Below are 15,714 nucleotides of genomic sequence, written 5' to 3'. Positions count from 1 at the left end.
CATGTCAGCCAAGCACCCCATCATCACCATCACCGGGTCGTCGGGCGCCGGCACGACCTCGGTCAAGCGCATCTTCGAGCTGATTTTCCGGCGCGAGAACATCGAGGCCGCTTTCATCGAAGGCGACGCATTTCACCGCTACGACCGCGCGGCGATGAAGGCAAAGGTGGCCGAGGAGGAAAAGGCCGGCAACCCGAACTTCACCCATTTCAATGCCGCGGCCAACGAACTCGGAATTCTCGAAGAGGTGTTCGCGGAATATGGCCGCCGCGGAACCGGCAAGACCCGCACCTACATTCATGATGAGGAAGAGGAAAAGCAGCACGGCACGCCACCGGGAACCTTTACCGAATGGCGCGAATTCGCTCCCAGCGACCTGCTCTTCTACGAGGGGCTGCACGGCTGTGTCGTCACCGACACGATCAATCTGGCCAAGCATGCGGATCTCAAGATCGGCGTCGTGCCGGTCATCAATCTCGAATGGATCCAGAAGATCCATCGCGACCGTTCGACACGCGGCTATTCCACCGAGGCGGTGATGGACGTGATCCTGCGCCGGATGCCCGACTATGTCCGCTACATTGTCCCGCAATTCTCGCAGACCGCCATCAACTTCCAGCGCGTGCCGATCGTCGATACGTCCAACCCGTTCATCGCGCGCTGGATTCCGACACCCGACGAATCGATGCTGGTTATCCGCTTCGCCAATCCGCGCGGCATCGATTTTCCGTATCTGCTGTCGATGATCCACGACTCGTTCATGTCGCGGCCAAATTCCATCGTGGTGCCAGGCAACAAGCTCGATCTTGCCATGCAGCTGATCCTGACGCCGCTCATCCTGCAATTGGTTGAACGCAAGAGCCGTGTGTCGTGAGGAGGATGCAATGACCAGCCAAACAGCACTGAAGCCCGTCACCACAACCGCTCCCGTCTCGGAGCGCGACATGGCGAACGCCATTCGCGCGCTGGCGATGGACAGCGTCCAAAAGGCGAATTCGGGTCACCCTGGCATGCCGATGGGCATGGCCGATGTCGCAACGGTGCTGTTCAACCGCTTCATTAATATCGATCCGTCGAGACCGGACTGGCCCGACCGTGACCGTTTCGTGCTTTCAGCCGGCCACGGCTCGATGCTGCAATACGCGCTGCATCATCTGCTCGGCTACGAAGACATGCAGGTCGAGGAATTGCAGCGATTTCGGCAGCTGGGCAGCCGCACCGCCGGACATCCGGAATACGGCCATGCGCTTGGCGTGGAGACCACCACCGGACCGCTTGGACAGGGCATTTCCACGGCGGTCGGCATGGCGCTGGCGGAACGCATGCTTGCCGCCCGCTACGGTGCCGATCTGGTCGATCATCATACCTATGTGATTGCGGGCGACGGCTGCCTTCAGGAGGGAATCAGTCACGAGGCGATAGACCTCGCTGGTCACCTGAAGCTTTCCCGCCTGATCGTCTTCTGGGACGACAATGCGATTTCCATTGACGGGCCGACCTCCCTCTCCACGTCGATGGACCAGCCGGCGCGCTTCAAGGCCGCCGGCTGGGATGTCCAAAGTGTCGCCGGGCACGACATGGCAGCAGTCGCCGCGGCAATCGAGGCGGCGCGGCGGTCGGATCGGCCATCGCTGATTGCCTGCCGCACAGTGATCGGCATGGGTGCCCCCAATCTCGGCGGTTCGGAAAAGACGCACGGCGCACCGCTGGGTGAAGCAGAGATCGCCGCGACACGCGAAAACATCGGCTGGGCCCACGCGCCGTTCGAGGTGCCGGATGATATCCTTTTCGCCTGGCGCGAGATTGCCGGTCGCGGCGAAGCGATGCGGCGCGCCTGGGAGCAGCGGCTTGCCGCCTCGCCGCGACGCGAGGCTTTTGAAAACGCCGTCGCCGCCGAACTGGCCGACACGGTCTTCGACGCGCTCGAAGCCTTTCGTCGCGAACATGTCGAGAAGGCAACCAAGGTGGCGACGCGAAAAGCCTCCGAAATGGCGCTGGAGGCCATCAACGGCGCAACGGAATTGACCGTCGGCGGCTCGGCCGATCTGACGCACTCGAATCTGACGATCACCAAGGGCATGAACCGCATTGCGCCGAGTGACTATGCCGGCCGCTACATTCACTACGGCATTCGTGAGCACGGCATGGCGGCCGCCATGAACGGCATCGCGCTGCATGGAGGTTTCGTGCCCTATGGCGGTACGTTCCTGTGCTTCGCCGATTATGCGCGCGGCGCGATGCGGCTCTCGGCGCTCATGGGCCAGCGCGTCATCTATGTGATGACACACGATTCCATCGGCCTCGGCGAGGACGGCCCGACGCACCAGCCGGTCGAGCACCTTGCGATGCTGCGTGCGACGCCTAATCTCAACGTCTTCCGTCCGGCGGATGTCATCGAAACGGCGGAGTGCTGGGAACTCGCGCTGAAGAGCAAGGATCGGCCGAGCGTCCTGGTGCTGTCGCGCCAGAACCTGCCGATGCTGCGTCGGTCGCACAGTGACGAGAACCGCTCCCGCCAAGGTGCCTACGTCCTGCGCGAACCAGCCGAGCACCGTGCCGTCACCCTGATCGCCACCGGCTCGGAGGTCGAGATCGCGGTTGCTGCCGCCGAAAGGCTGGAGACCGAGCATGGTGTCGCCGCCGCCGTCGTGTCGATGCCGTGCTGGGAGCTTTTCGAGGAGCAGGAAAGCGCCACCCGCAAGGCCGTCCTCGGCTCGGCGCCGCGCGTCGCGGTCGAAGCGGCAGCCCGGCTGGGCTGGGACCGCTGGATCGGCGAGACCGGCGCTTTCGTCGGCATGACCGGCTTCGGCGCCAGCGCCCCTGCCCCCGACCTCTACCGGCATTTCAACATAACGTCCGAAGCGGTTGCTGCAGCGGCGCTGAAGCTCATCATCTAGGAGGATTCACAATGGCTCGCATCACCCTTCGCCAGCTTCTCGACCATGCCGCCGAGCACGGCTACGGCGTACCGGCATTCAACATCAACAACATGGAACAGGGCCTCGCCATCATGGAAGCGGCCAAGGCCTGCGACGCGCCTGTCATCATCCAGGCTTCGCGTGGCGCCCGGTCCTATGCCAACGACATCATGCTGGCCAAGATGATGGAGGCGCTGACCGAAATCCACCCAACCATCCCGCTATGCATCCATCAAGACCACGGCAACAGCGAGGCCACCTGCCTTTCCGCGATCCGCCACGGCTTCACCTCGGTGATGATGGACGGATCCTTGATGGCGGACGCCAAGACGCCGGCAAGCTACGACTACAACGTCGCCATAACCGAACGCGTCGCACGTATGGCGCATTGGGTCGGCGCTTCCGTCGAAGGCGAACTGGGCGTGCTCGGCTCGCTGGAAACCGGCCAAGGCGAGGCCGAGGATGGCCACGGCGCCGAGGGCGCGCTCTCCCACGACCAGCTCCTGACCGATCCCGATCAGGCGGTCGACTTCGTGACCGCAACCCAAGTCGACGCGCTGGCGATTGCCTGCGGCACCTCGCACGGTGCCTACAAATTCACCCGCAAGCCGGACGGCGACATCCTGGCCATGCAGGTGATCGAGGCGATCCACGAGAAGCTGCCCAACACGCATCTGGTCATGCACGGCTCTTCCTCTGTGCCGCAGGAGTTGCAGGACATCATCAACAGATACGGCGGCGAGATGCCCCAGACTTTTGGCGTCCCGGTCGAGGAGATCGAGCGCGGCATCCGCTACGGCGTGCGCAAGGTCAATATCGACACCGATTGCCGCATGGCCATGGCCGGGCAGTTCCGCCGCGTCGCGACGGAAGACCCGCGCGAGTTCGATCCCCGCAAATTCCTGAAGCCCGCCATGGATGCCTTGCGCGACCTTTGCCGGGACCGCTTCGAGCGTTTCGGCACGGCGTCCAACGCCTCGAAGATCAAGGTCATCGCCATGGACGAGATGGCGAAACGTTACGCCGCGGGAAAACTCGACCCCCAAATCGCAACCGCGAAAGCCGCCTGAGCAACAAACAGGAGACCTGTCATGAACAAGATCGACATACTGCCAGCGGGGACGCTCAAGGAAGGCAAGGAGCGCTACAAGTCAGGGGTCATCCCCTACAAGAAGATGGGCTACTGGGAGCCTGACTACAGGCCCAAGGAAACCGATCTGATCGCCATGTTCCGGATCACGCCGCAACCCGGTGTCGACCACGAGGAGGCGGCAGCCGCCATCGCCGGTGAATCCTCCACCGCGACGTGGACCGTGGTGTGGACCGACCGGCTGACAGCTTGCGAGCTCTATCGCGCCAAGGCGTTCAGATCCGAGCCGGTGCCGAACACCGGTCCCGGAACCAAGACCGAGCAACAGTACTTCGCCTACATCGCCTACGACCTCGACCTGTTCGAGCCGGGCTCGATCGCCAACCTGACCGCATCGATCATCGGCAATGTGTTCGGCTTCAAGGCAGTCAAGGCGTTGCGGCTGGAAGACATGCGTATCCCGGTGGCGTATCTCAAAACCTTCCAGGGGCCGGCGACCGGCATCGTGGTGGAGCGTGAGCGGCTCGACAAGTTCGGCCGGCCGCTGCTCGGCGCAACGACGAAGCCGAAGCTCGGCCTGTCGGGACGCAATTACGGGCGCGTCGTTTATGAAGCGCTGAAGGGCGGCCTCGACTTCGTCAAGGACGACGAGAACATCAACTCGCAGCCCTTCATGCATTGGCGCGACCGCTTCCTCTACTGCATGGAGGCCGTGAACAAGGCGTCGGCCGCCACCGGCGAGGTCAAGGGCCATTATCTCAACGTCACCGCCGGCACGATGGAGGAGATGTACGAGCGCGCCGAATTCGCCAAGCAACTTGGCTCCTGCATTGTGATGATCGATCTGGTCATCGGCTACACGGCGATCCAGTCGATGGCCAAGTGGGCACGCCGCAACGACATGATCCTGCACCTGCACCGTGCCGGCAACTCGACCTATTCGCGCCAGAAGAACCACGGCATGAATTTCCGCGTCATCTGCAAATGGATGCGCATGGCCGGCGTCGACCACATCCATGCCGGCACGGTGGTCGGCAAGCTGGAAGGCGACCCGCTCATGATCAAGGGATTTTATGACACGCTGCGCGAGGAGCGCACGCCGCAGAACCTCGAAACCGGGCTGTTCTTCGATCAGGAATGGGCCTCGCTCAACAAGGTGATGCCCGTTGCCTCGGGCGGCATCCATGCCGGCCAGATGCACCAGTTGATCCACTATCTCGGCGAGGACGTCATCCTGCAGTTCGGCGGCGGCACGATCGGCCATCCGGACGGTATCCAAGCAGGCGCGACGGCCAATCGCGTCGCCTTGGAAGCGATGATCCTGGCCCGCAACGAGGGGCGCGATTATTTGCGCGAAGGGACCAAGATCCTCGAACAGGCGGCCAGATGGTGCACGCCGCTGAAGGCTGCCCTGGAGACCTGGAAGGACGTCACCTTCAACTACGAATCGACCGACACGGCCGACTTCGTGCCAACCGCAACGCCCAGCTTCTAGACGAAAGGAACCGTCGTCATGATGACCAATCCGGGAAACAAGGTCACACAGGGGCAGTTCTCGTTCCTGCCCGACCTGACCGACGAGCAGATTTCGGCGCAGATCAAATACGCGCTGAAGAACCATTGGGCGGTCAGCGTCGAGTACACGGACGATCCGCATCCGCGAAATACCTATTGGGAAATGTACGGCAACCCGATGTTCGACTTGAAAGATCCGGCGGGCATACTGCTCGAGGTCAATGCTTGCCGGAAAGCCTGTCCGAACATGTATGTGCGGGTAACCGCCTTCGATTCGACCAAGGGCTGGGAAGCGCCGCGCATGTCGTTCATTGTCAACCGGCCGCCCAGCGAACCCGGGTTCCGGCTGCTGCGCCAGGAGCGTGACGGCCGCAGCCAGGGTTATTCGATCGTGCCTTATGCGACCGACAGGCCCGAGGGCGAGCGGAGCTAGCCGAACCATGCTGAACGCGATGACAAAGGACGCTGCCGCACAGGACGCGACGGTCGATCTGCAGGCCGAGTTCGAGGCGTCCAACATCGACGAGGTGATGGACAAGCTCGACCGAGAACTCGTTGGCCTGAAGCCGGTCAAGACCCGCATCCGCGAGATCGCCGCCCTCCTCCTGGTCGACCGGCTTCGCCGCAGGTTCGGACTGACATCGGGCGCGCCGACGCTGCACATGAATTTCACGGGAAATCCTGGCACCGGAAAGACCACGGTGGCGCTGAGGATGGCCGAAATCCTGCATCGTCTGGGTTATGTCCGCGAAGGCCACATGGTCGCCGTGACTCGCGACGATCTCGTCGGCCAGTATGTGGGCCACACCGCGCCCAAGACCCGCGAGGTGATCAAGCGTGCCATGGGCGGCGTGCTTTTCATCGACGAGGCCTACTATCTCTACAAGCCAGAGAACGAACGCGACTACGGCCAGGAATCGATCGAAATCCTGCTGCAGTGCATGGAGAACAACCGTGACGATCTGGTTGTGATCCTTGCCGGCTACAAGAACAAGATGGACCGCTTCTTCGACAGCAATCCCGGCATGCGTTCGCGCATCGCCCACCACCTCGACTTCCCCGACTATGGCGTCAGCGAACTGAAATCGATCGCCGAGATTATGCTCGCGGAGCAGAATTATCGCCTCAGCGAGGCGGCGTCCCAGGCGCTCGAAGAGTATCTTCCGATCCGCATGAGGCTGCCGCATTTCTCCAACGCGCGTTCGGTTCGCAATGGGCTTGACCGGGCGCGGCTGCGGCAGGCTAACCGGCTTTTCGCATCGCGCAGCCGGGTGTTGACCAAGGCCGATCTTATCACCATCGAGGAATCCGACATTCGCGGCAGCCGCGTGTTCGCGGAAGGGAAACTGGAAGGCGAACCGGAGACGAAGATGCGCTGACAGGACGAAGCGGCCGGCGCAGCGACCAACACCGCAGACAGAATTGGAGACGACGACCATGGTCACCGGGACAATCATCGCACCCTCCGTGCTTTCCGCGGATTTCTCGCGGCTCGGGGACGAGGTCGAAGCTGTCGTGCGGGCGGGTGCCGACTGGATCCATCTCGACGTGATGGACGGCCACTTCGTGCCCAACATCACCTTCGGTCCGCCGGTGATCAAGGCGATCCGCGACCGAACGGACAAAATCTTCGACTGCCATCTGATGATCGCGCCGGCCGACCCCTATCTGGCCGCGTTCGCCGACGCCGGTTGCGACATCATCACGGTGCATGCAGAGGCCGGGCCGCATCTCGATCGTTCCCTGCAGGCGATCAAAAATCTCGGCAAGAAGGCCGGCGTATCGCTGAATCCTTCGACGCCGGAGAGCGTCATCGAGTATGTGCTCGACAGGCTCGATCTGGTGCTTCTGATGACGGTCAATCCAGGCTTCGGCGGCCAGGCCTTCATTTCCGCGGTCATCGAGAAGATCAGGCGAATCAAGGCATTGGTTGGCCACCGCCCGATTGACATCGAAATCGATGGCGGCGTCACGGCCGAAACCGCCCCGCTGGTCGCCGCGGCCGGCGCCAATGTGCTGGTCGCCGGGTCGGCCGTGTTCAAGGGAGGCGCCGAGGCGGCCTACCGCGCCAACATTGGAACCATCCGACAGGCGGCCGACGGTGCGATCCGGAAAGCCGCGTAAACCATTTCATCGGAGGCAAGCATGGCGGCCGTTCCCCCTGTCTGCGATTTCGGCTGGCGCGCGATCGATGCCGTTTTGCCCGGCGTCGACGGCAGGTCGCATTCGATCCTCAGCCAGGCCGGCCCGAACGGCCTGGTCGTGGCCTTCATCTGCAATCACTGCCCTTATGTGAAGGCGGTGATTTCACGTATCGTGCGCGATGCCAACGACCTCAAGGCCGAAGGTATCGGCTTTGTCGCAATCAACTCGAACGATGCCGACACCTACCCGGAGGATTCCTTCGACCAAATGAAGCTCTTCGCCACGACGAACGGCTTCAGCTTCCCTTACCTGCACGACCAGCGCCAAACTGTAGCGCGCGATTACGTGGCGGTGTGCACTCCCGATTTCTTCGGGTTCAACAGCGAGTTGGGATTGCAATATCGCGGTCGGCTGGACGCCTCGCGACGAGAAGCCGGAGCGCCCGGGCTGAGACGCGATCTGTTCGAGGCGATGAAGCAGGTTGCCCGAACCGGCGACGGGCCGCTGAACCAGGTCGCCTCGATCGGCTGCTCGATCAAGTGGAAGGATGACGCATGAACGTCGGCGCAGGTAGGCCGCTTCGATCGCCGAAGGCGATCCTGTTCGACCTCGACGGCACGCTGGTCGACTCGGCACCGGACATAGCGGCCGCCGTCAACGAATTGCTGGCCAGCCGCGATCTGCCGCCGCTGCGCCTGGACCGGGTCAAGGCCATGATCGGCGGCGGTGTCAGGAAACTGATCGAGCGAGCCTTCGCGGCATCGGGAGCGCCACTGCTCGGCAACGCTCTCGATGAGGCAAACCGCGTCATGGCGCCTATCTACCGCCGGCATCTGACCGGCCTGACAAGGCTGATGCCTGGCGTCAGGGAGGCCCTCACCCACTTTCATTTGGGCGGAGTAAGCATGGGGGTGGCAACCAACAAACCGCAGTTGGCGACCCGCGAAATCCTGCTTCATTTCGGATTGACGGAATATTTCGGTGCGATCGTCGGCGGAGACGCGGTGACATACCTGAAACCGGCGCCCGATGCCCTGCTGCTGGCGTTGGCACAGCTAGGCGTCGACCCGGGTGACGCGCTGCTGGTCGGAGACAGTGGCGCTGACCTGGGCGCCGCACGCGCCGCCGGCATGCCCGTCATCCTGCTGCGTGGCGGCTACAGCCACATTCCGGTGGAAGAGCTTGGCGCCGATCTTGTTTGCGACAGCCTTTTCGATCTGCCTTCGGCAATGCAGGGGCTGCAAGCCGATGCGTAGGCGAACGCCGGCCGAACGCAAGTTCGAACGGCCGGCGGCGCGCTATTTCGAGAATTGCTTCAGATAGGCGATGACATTGGCGATGTCTTCGTCCTGTTTGAGGCCGACAAACGCCATCTTTGTTCCTTTGACCATGGCCTTGGGATCGTGAAGGTAAGTCTTCAGCGTGGGTTCATCCCATTTGACGCCGGACTTGCCTGCCGCGACCATCGCCTGAGAATAGCTGAACCCCGGATGCGTGCCGGCTGTTCGGCCGATGACGCCGTTCAACGACGGGCCGACCTTGTTCTTGTCCTGGTCGGCGACATGGCAGACCTTGCATTTGGCGAAGACCTTCTCACCCGCCGCCGCGTCCTGTGCCTGGGATTGGCTCGCGATGAAGGGCACAACGGACATGACTGCGAAAAATGCGATTGCGCGCATGGTATTTCCTCATTGATCGTCTGGGTGCCCTGGACGATTTGCGCATGCCGATCCTTTGATCCGTCGGCATGCGCCTTACGCGGTGGCGTGGAAATTCCGCTTCTCCCGTGGAGCCGCGCCGCGTCACCTGGAAGCTAATCGGCATGTTGTGAAAGTCAATCGTACAAAGGTTTAGAGGCCTGGGTGCTCAAGGATCCTGTCCATTCGTCTTTGTTGACGGCTATTGGGCGAGCGCGTAGCTTGACCTCATTCCGGTTTCTCCATTGGCACCTTGAGAAATCCGGCAAGTGGCGGTTTTGTCCTGGCTCCTGGTTGGGCTGGACTCGCCGAGATGGGCGTTTGGGAACGCGCAAGAGGTGCTGAATGGACATGGTCGATCTCATATTGACGGTTTGCCTCAGCGCTAATCCGAGCAATTGCCGAGACGAACATCTCTATTTCGAGAGCCGCGGCACCCTGTTCCAATGCATGTTCCTTGCCCCCAGCGAAATCGCGAAATGGTCTCAAGAACACCCGACCCTCAAGGTCATGCGCTGGAAATGCGCATTTCCGAGCAAGGAACGAGCCATCTGATTTGGCAGCGCGGAACCCTGGGGAGGAGGTGTCATGAAGGTTTCACGGCGCATGACGTTGCGTCTGGCGGTTCTCGGGACAGCCGCTGTTCTTGCTACCAGGCCAGCCGTTGCGGCAGCCAGGATTCGCCTCGGTGTGCTGAAGTTTGGAACCGTGAGTTGGGAACTCGATACGCTACGGCAGCACAAGTTCGATGCCGCGAACGGGATCGATCTGGAGATCATCGACTTCGCCGGCGAGGATGCAACCAACGTCGCGATGCAGGCTGGCGCGATCGACATGATCGTCTCCGACTGGCTGTGGGTCTCGCGCCAGCGCTCCGAAGGCGGCGACCTCACATTGTTCCCCTATTCCACCGCCGTGGGCGCGATCATGGTGAAGGAGGGTTCACCGATCCGGACGGTCGCCGATCTCAAGGACAAGAAGATCGGCGTCGCCGGCGGCCCGCTCGACAAGAGTTGGCTGCTGATACAAGCGCTGACCAGACGCGATCTCGGCGTCGACCTGTCGGCAACCAGCGACATCGTCTTTGGCGCGCCGCCGCTGATTTCGGAAAAGGCGATACAGGACGAACTCGATGCAGTGCTGAATTTCTGGCATTTTTGCGCCCGTCTCGAGGCCAATGGCTTCCGTCGATTGATCGGCGTGAATGACGCGGCAAAGACGCTTGGGGCTCTGGGACCCGTGTCGGCGCTCGGTTACGTCTTCCATGAGCAATGGGCGAACGAGAACCCCGATGCCGTCAGGGGGTTCGTGAGGGCGTCCGCGCAAGCCAAGGACTTGCTGGCCAGATCCGATGACGAATGGCTGCGCCTGGCGCCGATCATTCGCGCGGAAGGCAAGGAACTGGAAAAACTGCGCGATCGCTATCGTCAGGGCATTCCCAGACGGTCGGTCGCCGAGGAAGCGGCTGACGCCGGCAGGCTATACCATGTGCTGGCGGCGATCGGCGGCGCGAAGCTGGTCGGCAGCGCGCCGGAGATGGCGCCCGGCACATTCTGGCAGGAACCCTGGAAATGACCGCATCGGAAACCGACGGCACGCGTGATGCCCCGCCGAGCATGTCCGGCCGACGCAGCCTGGCGACGGCACTGGCGCCCGCGCTGACCGTAGCGGTTTCCCTGCTCGGGCTTTGCCTGCTGTGGAACCTTGCGGCAGGCGTCTGGCCAAGCCGTGCCTTTCCAAGACCTGGGCAGGTCTGGCAGGTGCTTCTCAGGGAGGCTGCGAGCGGCGACCTCTTTTACCATCTCGGCGTGACCCTCGGCCGGGTCGCCGCAGCATATATCGTCGCAATGATCATCGGATCCGTCATCGGCGTTTTGCTCGGCAGCTATCGTCGCGTCGATCGTTTTTTCAACCCGTGGGTGATTCTGTTCCTCAACATCCCGGCGCTGGTGGTCATCGTCCTCGGCTACATCTGGTTCGGCCTCAACGAGGCGGCGGCGATCGGCGCGGTGGCGGTGAACAAGATCCCGAATGTCGTGGTGACGATGCGTGAAGGCGCCAGGACGCTTGATCCAAGTTATGCCGAGATGGCCACCGTCTATCGCTTCGGCCGCCTTGATCGCATCCGCCATATCCTGCTGCCGCAATTGCAGCCCTATCTTGCCGCTGCGTCGCGATCCGGCATCGCCCTCATCTGGAAGATCGTCCTGGTCGTCGAACTGCTCGGCCGCTCGAACGGTGTCGGCTTCCAGATCCATCTCTATTTCCAGCTTTTCGATGTCGCCGCCATTCTTGCCTACACGCTGGCTTTCGTGGCGGTGATGCTTGTCATTGAACTTCTCCTGGTGCAGCCCGTTGAACGACATGCAACCCGTTGGCGCCGTCGTCCCGCTTAAGGTCGACATCGCCGAAAAGACCTTCAGGTCCGCGCGAGGCGTCTCGATCACGGCGCTTCAGGACCTTTCCTTCGAGGTCCGGCAAGGCGAATTCGCCTGCTTGCTTGGACCGTCGGGCTGCGGCAAGACCACGACGCTGCGTATCCTGCTTGGCTTGGACAAAGACTTTTCCGGCTCCTTCCAGTTGCCGCAAGGAGGTTCGAACCGCATCGCCGCAGTATTCCAGGAACCGACCCTGCTGCCGTGGCGAACGGTGGAGCAGAATGTCAGGCTGGCGTTGCCGAAAAGCTTGAGGGCGAAAAATCTCGACGGGCTGTTCGACACGCTCGGCCTCGCGGCCATGCGCTCGCTCTATCCTGCCGAACTGTCGCTCGGCCTTGCGCGCAGGGCAGCACTTGCCAGGGCTTTCGCCACGGAGCCGGCGGTGCTTTTCCTGGACGAACCCTTTGTCTCGCTCGACGAACAGACCGCCGAGCGGCTTCGGCATCTGCTTTTGACCGTGTGGTCGGCACGGCCCACGACCGCCTTGATGGTGACCCACAATCTACGCGAGGCACTGATGCTCTCGGACCGCATCATCGTGCTCGCGCCGCGGCCAACCCATGTGCTCGGCGTGTTCGACGTACGGTTGCCACGGCAACATCGCAATTCGCAGGTGATGAGCGACCTTCTGCGGTCGTTCCATCATAGATTTCCGGACGTCACCTGATCGCCTGCAGGTGAAATGCATATCGGAGGCCTTCATGTCGATCGATCGGCTAAGACGCAGGCTTGTGCGTGGCTTCGCCTGTACCGCCGCCAGCGCCGCCTTGATGCCGTGCTGCCTCGGACGAGCCGCGGCTGGCAACCTGGGATTCTCGCTCAGGCAGATCTCCGACGGCGTCTTCGCCTTCCAGGGCACGGATGAATTGATGACCGCCGCCAACGACGGTGCGATCTGCAATCTGGGCGCCGTCATCGGTACCGATGCGGTTGCCGTCATCGACAGCGGTGGCAGCCTGATCGAGGCGCACGCCTTTCTCGCCGCGATCGGAAAGGTAACCGCAAAGCCGATTCGCTTCCTGGTCAACACCCACATGCACCCCGACCACATCTTCGGCAATGCGGCATTCCGGGAGATCGGCGCGACCATCGTCGGTCACCGCAATCTGCCGCGCGCCCTCGACGCGCGTGGCGCGTTCTATCTGCACAACTATCGCGAACAGCTTGGCGAGGCGCTGATGGAGGGGGTCGAGATCGTGTCGCCGACCAGGCTGGTCGACGATCACCTGCAACTCGACCTCGGCGGGCGCACGATCGAACTGCGGGCATGGAAGGCGGCGCACACCGACAACGACCTGACCGTATTCGATACCACGACCAGAACGCTCTTTGCCGGCGATCTGGTGTTCATGGGCTCCTTGCCGACGCTCGACGGATCACTGCTTGGATGGCTCCGCCAGATGGATGCACTCACCGCGATCGACGCCGCGCGCGTCGTTCCAGGTCATGGTCCTGTAACGGCCGACTGGCCACAGGCACTGGCGGGGGAGCGACGCTATTTCGAGGTTCTGGCGCGCGATATCCGCAAGGCGATCGCCGACGGAACGCCGCTGCGCGAAGCAGTCAAAACCGCAGGCGGAAGCGAACGGGACAATTGGCACCTGTTCGACGATTACAACGAGCGCAACGCAACGGCCGCATTTGCCGAACTCGAATGGGAATAGACGACGCCGACATGCGCTAGGCGGCCGCAAAGCACGGCGATTTGCCAAGGCGTCGCCAAAGGCTTATCCTCAACGCCAGCCTGGGCACCACCTCTCTTGCATTGGTGGAGGCATCGAAATGCAAAATCAAGCTTACTCGAGCCGGCAGCTCGCCTTGCCGCTCGCATCCGTTTTCGCCGCGATCATCTTGACCATCGGCACGTTGCTCGGCTCCTCGGGAGCCGCCAACGCACAGCAAACAACCGCGTCTTCGGATAGAATCTGGCATGACTTGAAGGGCGACGTGTTCGGCGATCGGGCAATTCTGGTCGATACCGGCGTCGTCAGGATCGAAGCACCGAAGCGGGCGCAGGATGCCGCCATCGTGCCCGTCGACATCTATCTCGATCCAGCCAAGGCGCCAGACGGCATCAAATCCGTTACCTTGATCATCGACGCGAACCCTGCACCGGTGGCGGCAACGTTCCAGCTCGGCAAGGATGCCGGCGTGACGCATCTGTCGACGCGCGTGCGCGTCAACGACTATTCCTATCTGCGTGCCATCGCTGAGACGCAGGGTGGTCAACTCCATATGGTACAGACCTTCGTCAAGGCGTCAGGTGGCTGCTCCGCCCCTGCGGTCAAGAACCAGGACGAGGCCAACGCGACAATGGGTCAGATGAAGCTGCGCCAGTTCCCGCCCAAAGAGACGATGACCAAGACCGAGGAACTGCAGTTGATGATCCGGCACCCTAACAATTCGGGGCTGCAGCGGGATCCGCTGACCCAATATTTTATACCGGCGCATTTTGTCCAGAAACTGTCGATCTCCCAAGCCGGCCGGCCGATCCTCTCCATGGAAGGTGGAATATCGATTTCGGAAGACCCCAACTTCCGATTCGATTTCACCGTGCACGGCAACGGCGAAATCCAGGTTGAAGCGATCGATACGGACGGCAAAACATTTCGCAATCAGTGGCCGCTCGAGACAGCGGGACTCTGAAGTCTCGATATCTTGCGCTGGACTGCCGGGTGCTTGCCACTTGATCCCGAAAATGGAGCTCGTTCGGGAAGATCATGCCCAGGCAGAGGACGGAGCTCCATCCGGTTTCCGGATGGAGCAGGCTCTAAAAGCAGCGCACGTCGGCTTCCGACTGCGCGCGCTTCAATTCGGTACGGGCTGCCTTCGCCGGTGCGCTTTCGCGAAACAGCCCCGCGCTTTCGCCTGTGGTCAAAGACATGCTCTTGAAAGTCTCGGCTCTCTCATAGTGGTCGTAGGGAAGGATCGAGGCGATGACGTCGATCGAGCAAGAACAGCTTTCCAGCGCCTGACGTGTCTGGCCGTTCGTCTGCATGCAGCCGAGCACGTAGTCGGCGATCGTTGCTGTCGGGTAATCACCCGCGGCGCCCGCGGGGTTTGCGAAGGCCAGCGGCGCGGCAAGGAGCAGCGGCAAAGTCGAAAATCCAACATATCTGATCACGGGAAAACCTCCGGTTAGCCTAAGCGCGATGCGCCCAGTCGGGATCACCGTGGCAGTTGGCAACGTGCAGCAGAGTCAGTCAAGCGCCCATGGCTTCCGTATGCGACCAAAGGAGGAATGCGGGGCTTGTCGACCGTGGTTCCGCATGGCGGCTCCGTGGCCTGCTCCACGCCCCGACTCCAACGATCATCTCATGCTTGGCCCACTATCGATTCCCAATGGAGCACGCGCATGACCATGCCGAGACATCGAAGCGAATACCTCCAAATAAAATCAACGCTTAGGCGAAATGTAAAAATCAAAAAATAACTAAATTTTATGCGCCCCATCGTTATTTCGCGGTCATAAATACTTTATCTAACAAATACCGTCCTGCTTATTTTCTTATATTGCACCGCATCATTTACGATATTGCGGTGCAAAAACACCAGCAGGCTTTTTTGCTTGCCTAGCCTTTTACGATGACATAGCCTCACCCTGTTTCCGGCTTCAAGGGCGTCACCGTCATTAGGGAGCGGCGACAGTCTTTCGTAGGCCAAGGTGAGGTGGGCAGTAACGGTGCCCTCTGCACATCTGGCTTAGGTCGTGACACGCTGCCGGAAATATTTCCCCCCCGTGAATCGCTTGGGCAAGCCCTTGTGGGCTCAGCAAATGATTCATCACTATGAACCTCGGGAGGAATTCGGATGCGTGTACTTACGAAAGCTACCTATATTCTAACCACTGCGGCGTTTCTGTCGCTCGGCGCGGCCTATACGGCGTCGGCTAATGAGGACCTTGCAAAGCT

General features: G+C 61.6%; 17 protein-coding genes. 15 read left to right on the top strand and 2 right to left on the bottom strand.

Features of this window, described 5'->3' with window-relative positions:
- The first annotated feature begins 1 nt into the window (after position 1).
- The 9 genes from A4R29_RS12065 to gph are packed head-to-tail and all read left to right on the top strand — an operon-like array spanning position 2 to position 8,924.
- A complete protein-coding gene (locus A4R29_RS12065) occupies positions 2-874 on the top strand; it encodes a phosphoribulokinase (RefSeq protein ID WP_013532053.1) in 873 nt (290 codons plus the stop codon).
- A 10-nt stretch (positions 875-884) separates the two neighbouring features.
- Entirely contained in the window at positions 885-2,897 is a 2,013-nt protein-coding gene (tkt, locus tag A4R29_RS12060) for a transketolase (protein ID WP_063172002.1), read from the top strand.
- Positions 2,898-2,908: 11 nt separating this feature from the next.
- Positions 2,909-3,988 carry a class II fructose-bisphosphate aldolase gene (gene fba / locus A4R29_RS12055; protein WP_013532055.1) on the top strand — a complete coding sequence of 360 codons (1,080 nt, stop codon included), beginning with the start codon at positions 2,909-2,911 and terminating at the stop codon, positions 3,986-3,988.
- Between the two features lie 21 nt (positions 3,989-4,009).
- A complete protein-coding gene (locus A4R29_RS12050; RefSeq protein WP_013532056.1) occupies positions 4,010-5,503 on the top strand; it encodes a ribulose-bisphosphate carboxylase large subunit in 1,494 nt (497 codons plus the stop codon).
- Positions 5,504-5,521: 18 nt separating this feature from the next.
- Complete coding sequence (locus tag A4R29_RS12045) at positions 5,522-5,956, top strand: ribulose bisphosphate carboxylase small subunit (RefSeq protein WP_013532057.1); 435 nt, start codon at positions 5,522-5,524, stop codon at positions 5,954-5,956.
- Between the two features lie 7 nt (positions 5,957-5,963).
- Positions 5,964-6,902, top strand: a complete 939-nt coding sequence (cbbX, locus tag A4R29_RS12040; protein WP_013532058.1) for a CbbX protein — start codon at positions 5,964-5,966, stop codon at positions 6,900-6,902.
- A 58-nt stretch (positions 6,903-6,960) separates the two neighbouring features.
- Complete coding sequence (gene rpe / locus A4R29_RS12035) at positions 6,961-7,647, top strand: ribulose-phosphate 3-epimerase (protein WP_013532059.1); 687 nt, start codon at positions 6,961-6,963, stop codon at positions 7,645-7,647.
- Positions 7,648-7,668: 21 nt separating this feature from the next.
- Positions 7,669-8,226 carry a thioredoxin family protein gene (locus A4R29_RS12030; protein WP_027162618.1) on the top strand — a complete coding sequence of 186 codons (558 nt, stop codon included), beginning with the start codon at positions 7,669-7,671 and terminating at the stop codon, positions 8,224-8,226.
- On the top strand, positions 8,223-8,924 hold the full coding sequence (gph, locus tag A4R29_RS12025; protein ID WP_013532061.1) for a phosphoglycolate phosphatase: 702 nt from the start codon (positions 8,223-8,225) through the stop codon (positions 8,922-8,924). Before A4R29_RS12030 ends, gph begins: the two co-directional genes overlap by 4 nt.
- A gap of 42 nt (positions 8,925-8,966) precedes the next feature.
- On the opposite strand, the gene A4R29_RS12020 is transcribed toward gph, so the two are convergent.
- Positions 8,967-9,347, bottom strand: a complete 381-nt coding sequence (locus A4R29_RS12020) for a c-type cytochrome (protein ID WP_024504374.1) — start codon at positions 9,345-9,347, stop codon at positions 8,967-8,969.
- Positions 9,348-9,710: 363 nt separating this feature from the next.
- Here A4R29_RS12020 and A4R29_RS12015 point away from each other — a divergent pair, with 363 nt between their 5' ends.
- The 6 genes from A4R29_RS12015 to A4R29_RS11990 all read left to right on the top strand — a co-directional run bounded on the left by A4R29_RS12015 (position 9,711) and on the right by A4R29_RS11990 (position 14,449).
- Complete coding sequence (locus A4R29_RS12015) at positions 9,711-9,920, top strand: hypothetical protein (RefSeq protein ID WP_013532063.1); 210 nt, start codon at positions 9,711-9,713, stop codon at positions 9,918-9,920.
- A 33-nt stretch (positions 9,921-9,953) separates the two neighbouring features.
- The gene (locus A4R29_RS12010) at positions 9,954-10,940 is read left to right on the top strand and encodes an ABC transporter substrate-binding protein (protein ID WP_063172001.1); all 987 of its coding nucleotides are present in this window, start codon (positions 9,954-9,956) and stop codon (positions 10,938-10,940) included.
- Positions 10,941-10,981: 41 nt separating this feature from the next.
- Entirely contained in the window at positions 10,982-11,761 is a 780-nt protein-coding gene (locus A4R29_RS12005) for an ABC transporter permease (RefSeq protein ID WP_063173656.1), read from the top strand.
- On the top strand, positions 11,730-12,470 hold the full coding sequence (locus A4R29_RS12000; RefSeq protein ID WP_013532066.1) for an ABC transporter ATP-binding protein: 741 nt from the start codon (positions 11,730-11,732) through the stop codon (positions 12,468-12,470). The genes A4R29_RS12005 and A4R29_RS12000 overlap by 32 nt, the downstream gene beginning before the upstream one ends.
- 34 nt (positions 12,471-12,504) lie before the next feature.
- Complete coding sequence (locus A4R29_RS11995; RefSeq protein WP_063172000.1) at positions 12,505-13,467, top strand: quinoprotein relay system zinc metallohydrolase 2; 963 nt, start codon at positions 12,505-12,507, stop codon at positions 13,465-13,467.
- Positions 13,468-13,585: 118 nt separating this feature from the next.
- Positions 13,586-14,449 carry a quinoprotein dehydrogenase-associated SoxYZ-like carrier gene (locus A4R29_RS11990; RefSeq protein WP_063171999.1) on the top strand — a complete coding sequence of 288 codons (864 nt, stop codon included), beginning with the start codon at positions 13,586-13,588 and terminating at the stop codon, positions 14,447-14,449.
- A gap of 124 nt (positions 14,450-14,573) precedes the next feature.
- Here A4R29_RS11990 and A4R29_RS11985 read toward each other — a convergent pair whose 3' ends face one another.
- Positions 14,574-14,927, bottom strand: a complete 354-nt coding sequence (locus tag A4R29_RS11985) for a hypothetical protein (protein WP_024504369.1) — start codon at positions 14,925-14,927, stop codon at positions 14,574-14,576.
- Between the last annotated feature and the right edge of the window lie 787 nt (positions 14,928-15,714).

Origin of the sequence: Mesorhizobium ciceri biovar biserrulae (genome assembly GCF_001618845.1) — a bacterium.
Lineage (GTDB): Bacteria > Pseudomonadota > Alphaproteobacteria > Rhizobiales > Rhizobiaceae > Mesorhizobium > Mesorhizobium ciceri.
This window is presented reverse-complemented; position numbering and strand designations above follow the sequence as displayed.

Bases quoted from the DNA above. Each gene is read 5' to 3' on its own strand.
- A4R29_RS12065 (WP_013532053.1), top strand. From the start codon at position 2: ATGTCAGCCAAGCACCCCATCATCACCATCACCGGGTCGTCGGGCGCC.
- tkt (WP_063172002.1), top strand. From the start codon at position 885: ATGACCAGCCAAACAGCACTGAAGCCCGTCACCACAACCGCTCCCGTC.
- fba (WP_013532055.1), top strand. From the start codon at position 2,909: ATGGCTCGCATCACCCTTCGCCAGCTTCTCGACCATGCCGCCGAGCAC.
- A4R29_RS12050 (WP_013532056.1), top strand. From the start codon at position 4,010: ATGAACAAGATCGACATACTGCCAGCGGGGACGCTCAAGGAAGGCAAG.
- A4R29_RS12045 (WP_013532057.1), top strand. From the start codon at position 5,522: ATGATGACCAATCCGGGAAACAAGGTCACACAGGGGCAGTTCTCGTTC.
- cbbX (WP_013532058.1), top strand. From the start codon at position 5,964: ATGCTGAACGCGATGACAAAGGACGCTGCCGCACAGGACGCGACGGTC.
- rpe (WP_013532059.1), top strand. From the start codon at position 6,961: ATGGTCACCGGGACAATCATCGCACCCTCCGTGCTTTCCGCGGATTTC.
- A4R29_RS12030 (WP_027162618.1), top strand. From the start codon at position 7,669: ATGGCGGCCGTTCCCCCTGTCTGCGATTTCGGCTGGCGCGCGATCGAT.
- gph (WP_013532061.1), top strand. From the start codon at position 8,223: ATGAACGTCGGCGCAGGTAGGCCGCTTCGATCGCCGAAGGCGATCCTG.
- A4R29_RS12020 (WP_024504374.1), bottom strand. From the start codon at position 9,347: ATGCGCGCAATCGCATTTTTCGCAGTCATGTCCGTTGTGCCCTTCATC.
- A4R29_RS12015 (WP_013532063.1), top strand. From the start codon at position 9,711: ATGGACATGGTCGATCTCATATTGACGGTTTGCCTCAGCGCTAATCCG.
- A4R29_RS12010 (WP_063172001.1), top strand. From the start codon at position 9,954: ATGAAGGTTTCACGGCGCATGACGTTGCGTCTGGCGGTTCTCGGGACA.
- A4R29_RS12005 (WP_063173656.1), top strand. From the start codon at position 10,982: ATGTCCGGCCGACGCAGCCTGGCGACGGCACTGGCGCCCGCGCTGACC.
- A4R29_RS12000 (WP_013532066.1), top strand. From the start codon at position 11,730: ATGCAACCCGTTGGCGCCGTCGTCCCGCTTAAGGTCGACATCGCCGAA.
- A4R29_RS11995 (WP_063172000.1), top strand. From the start codon at position 12,505: ATGTCGATCGATCGGCTAAGACGCAGGCTTGTGCGTGGCTTCGCCTGT.
- A4R29_RS11990 (WP_063171999.1), top strand. From the start codon at position 13,586: ATGCAAAATCAAGCTTACTCGAGCCGGCAGCTCGCCTTGCCGCTCGCA.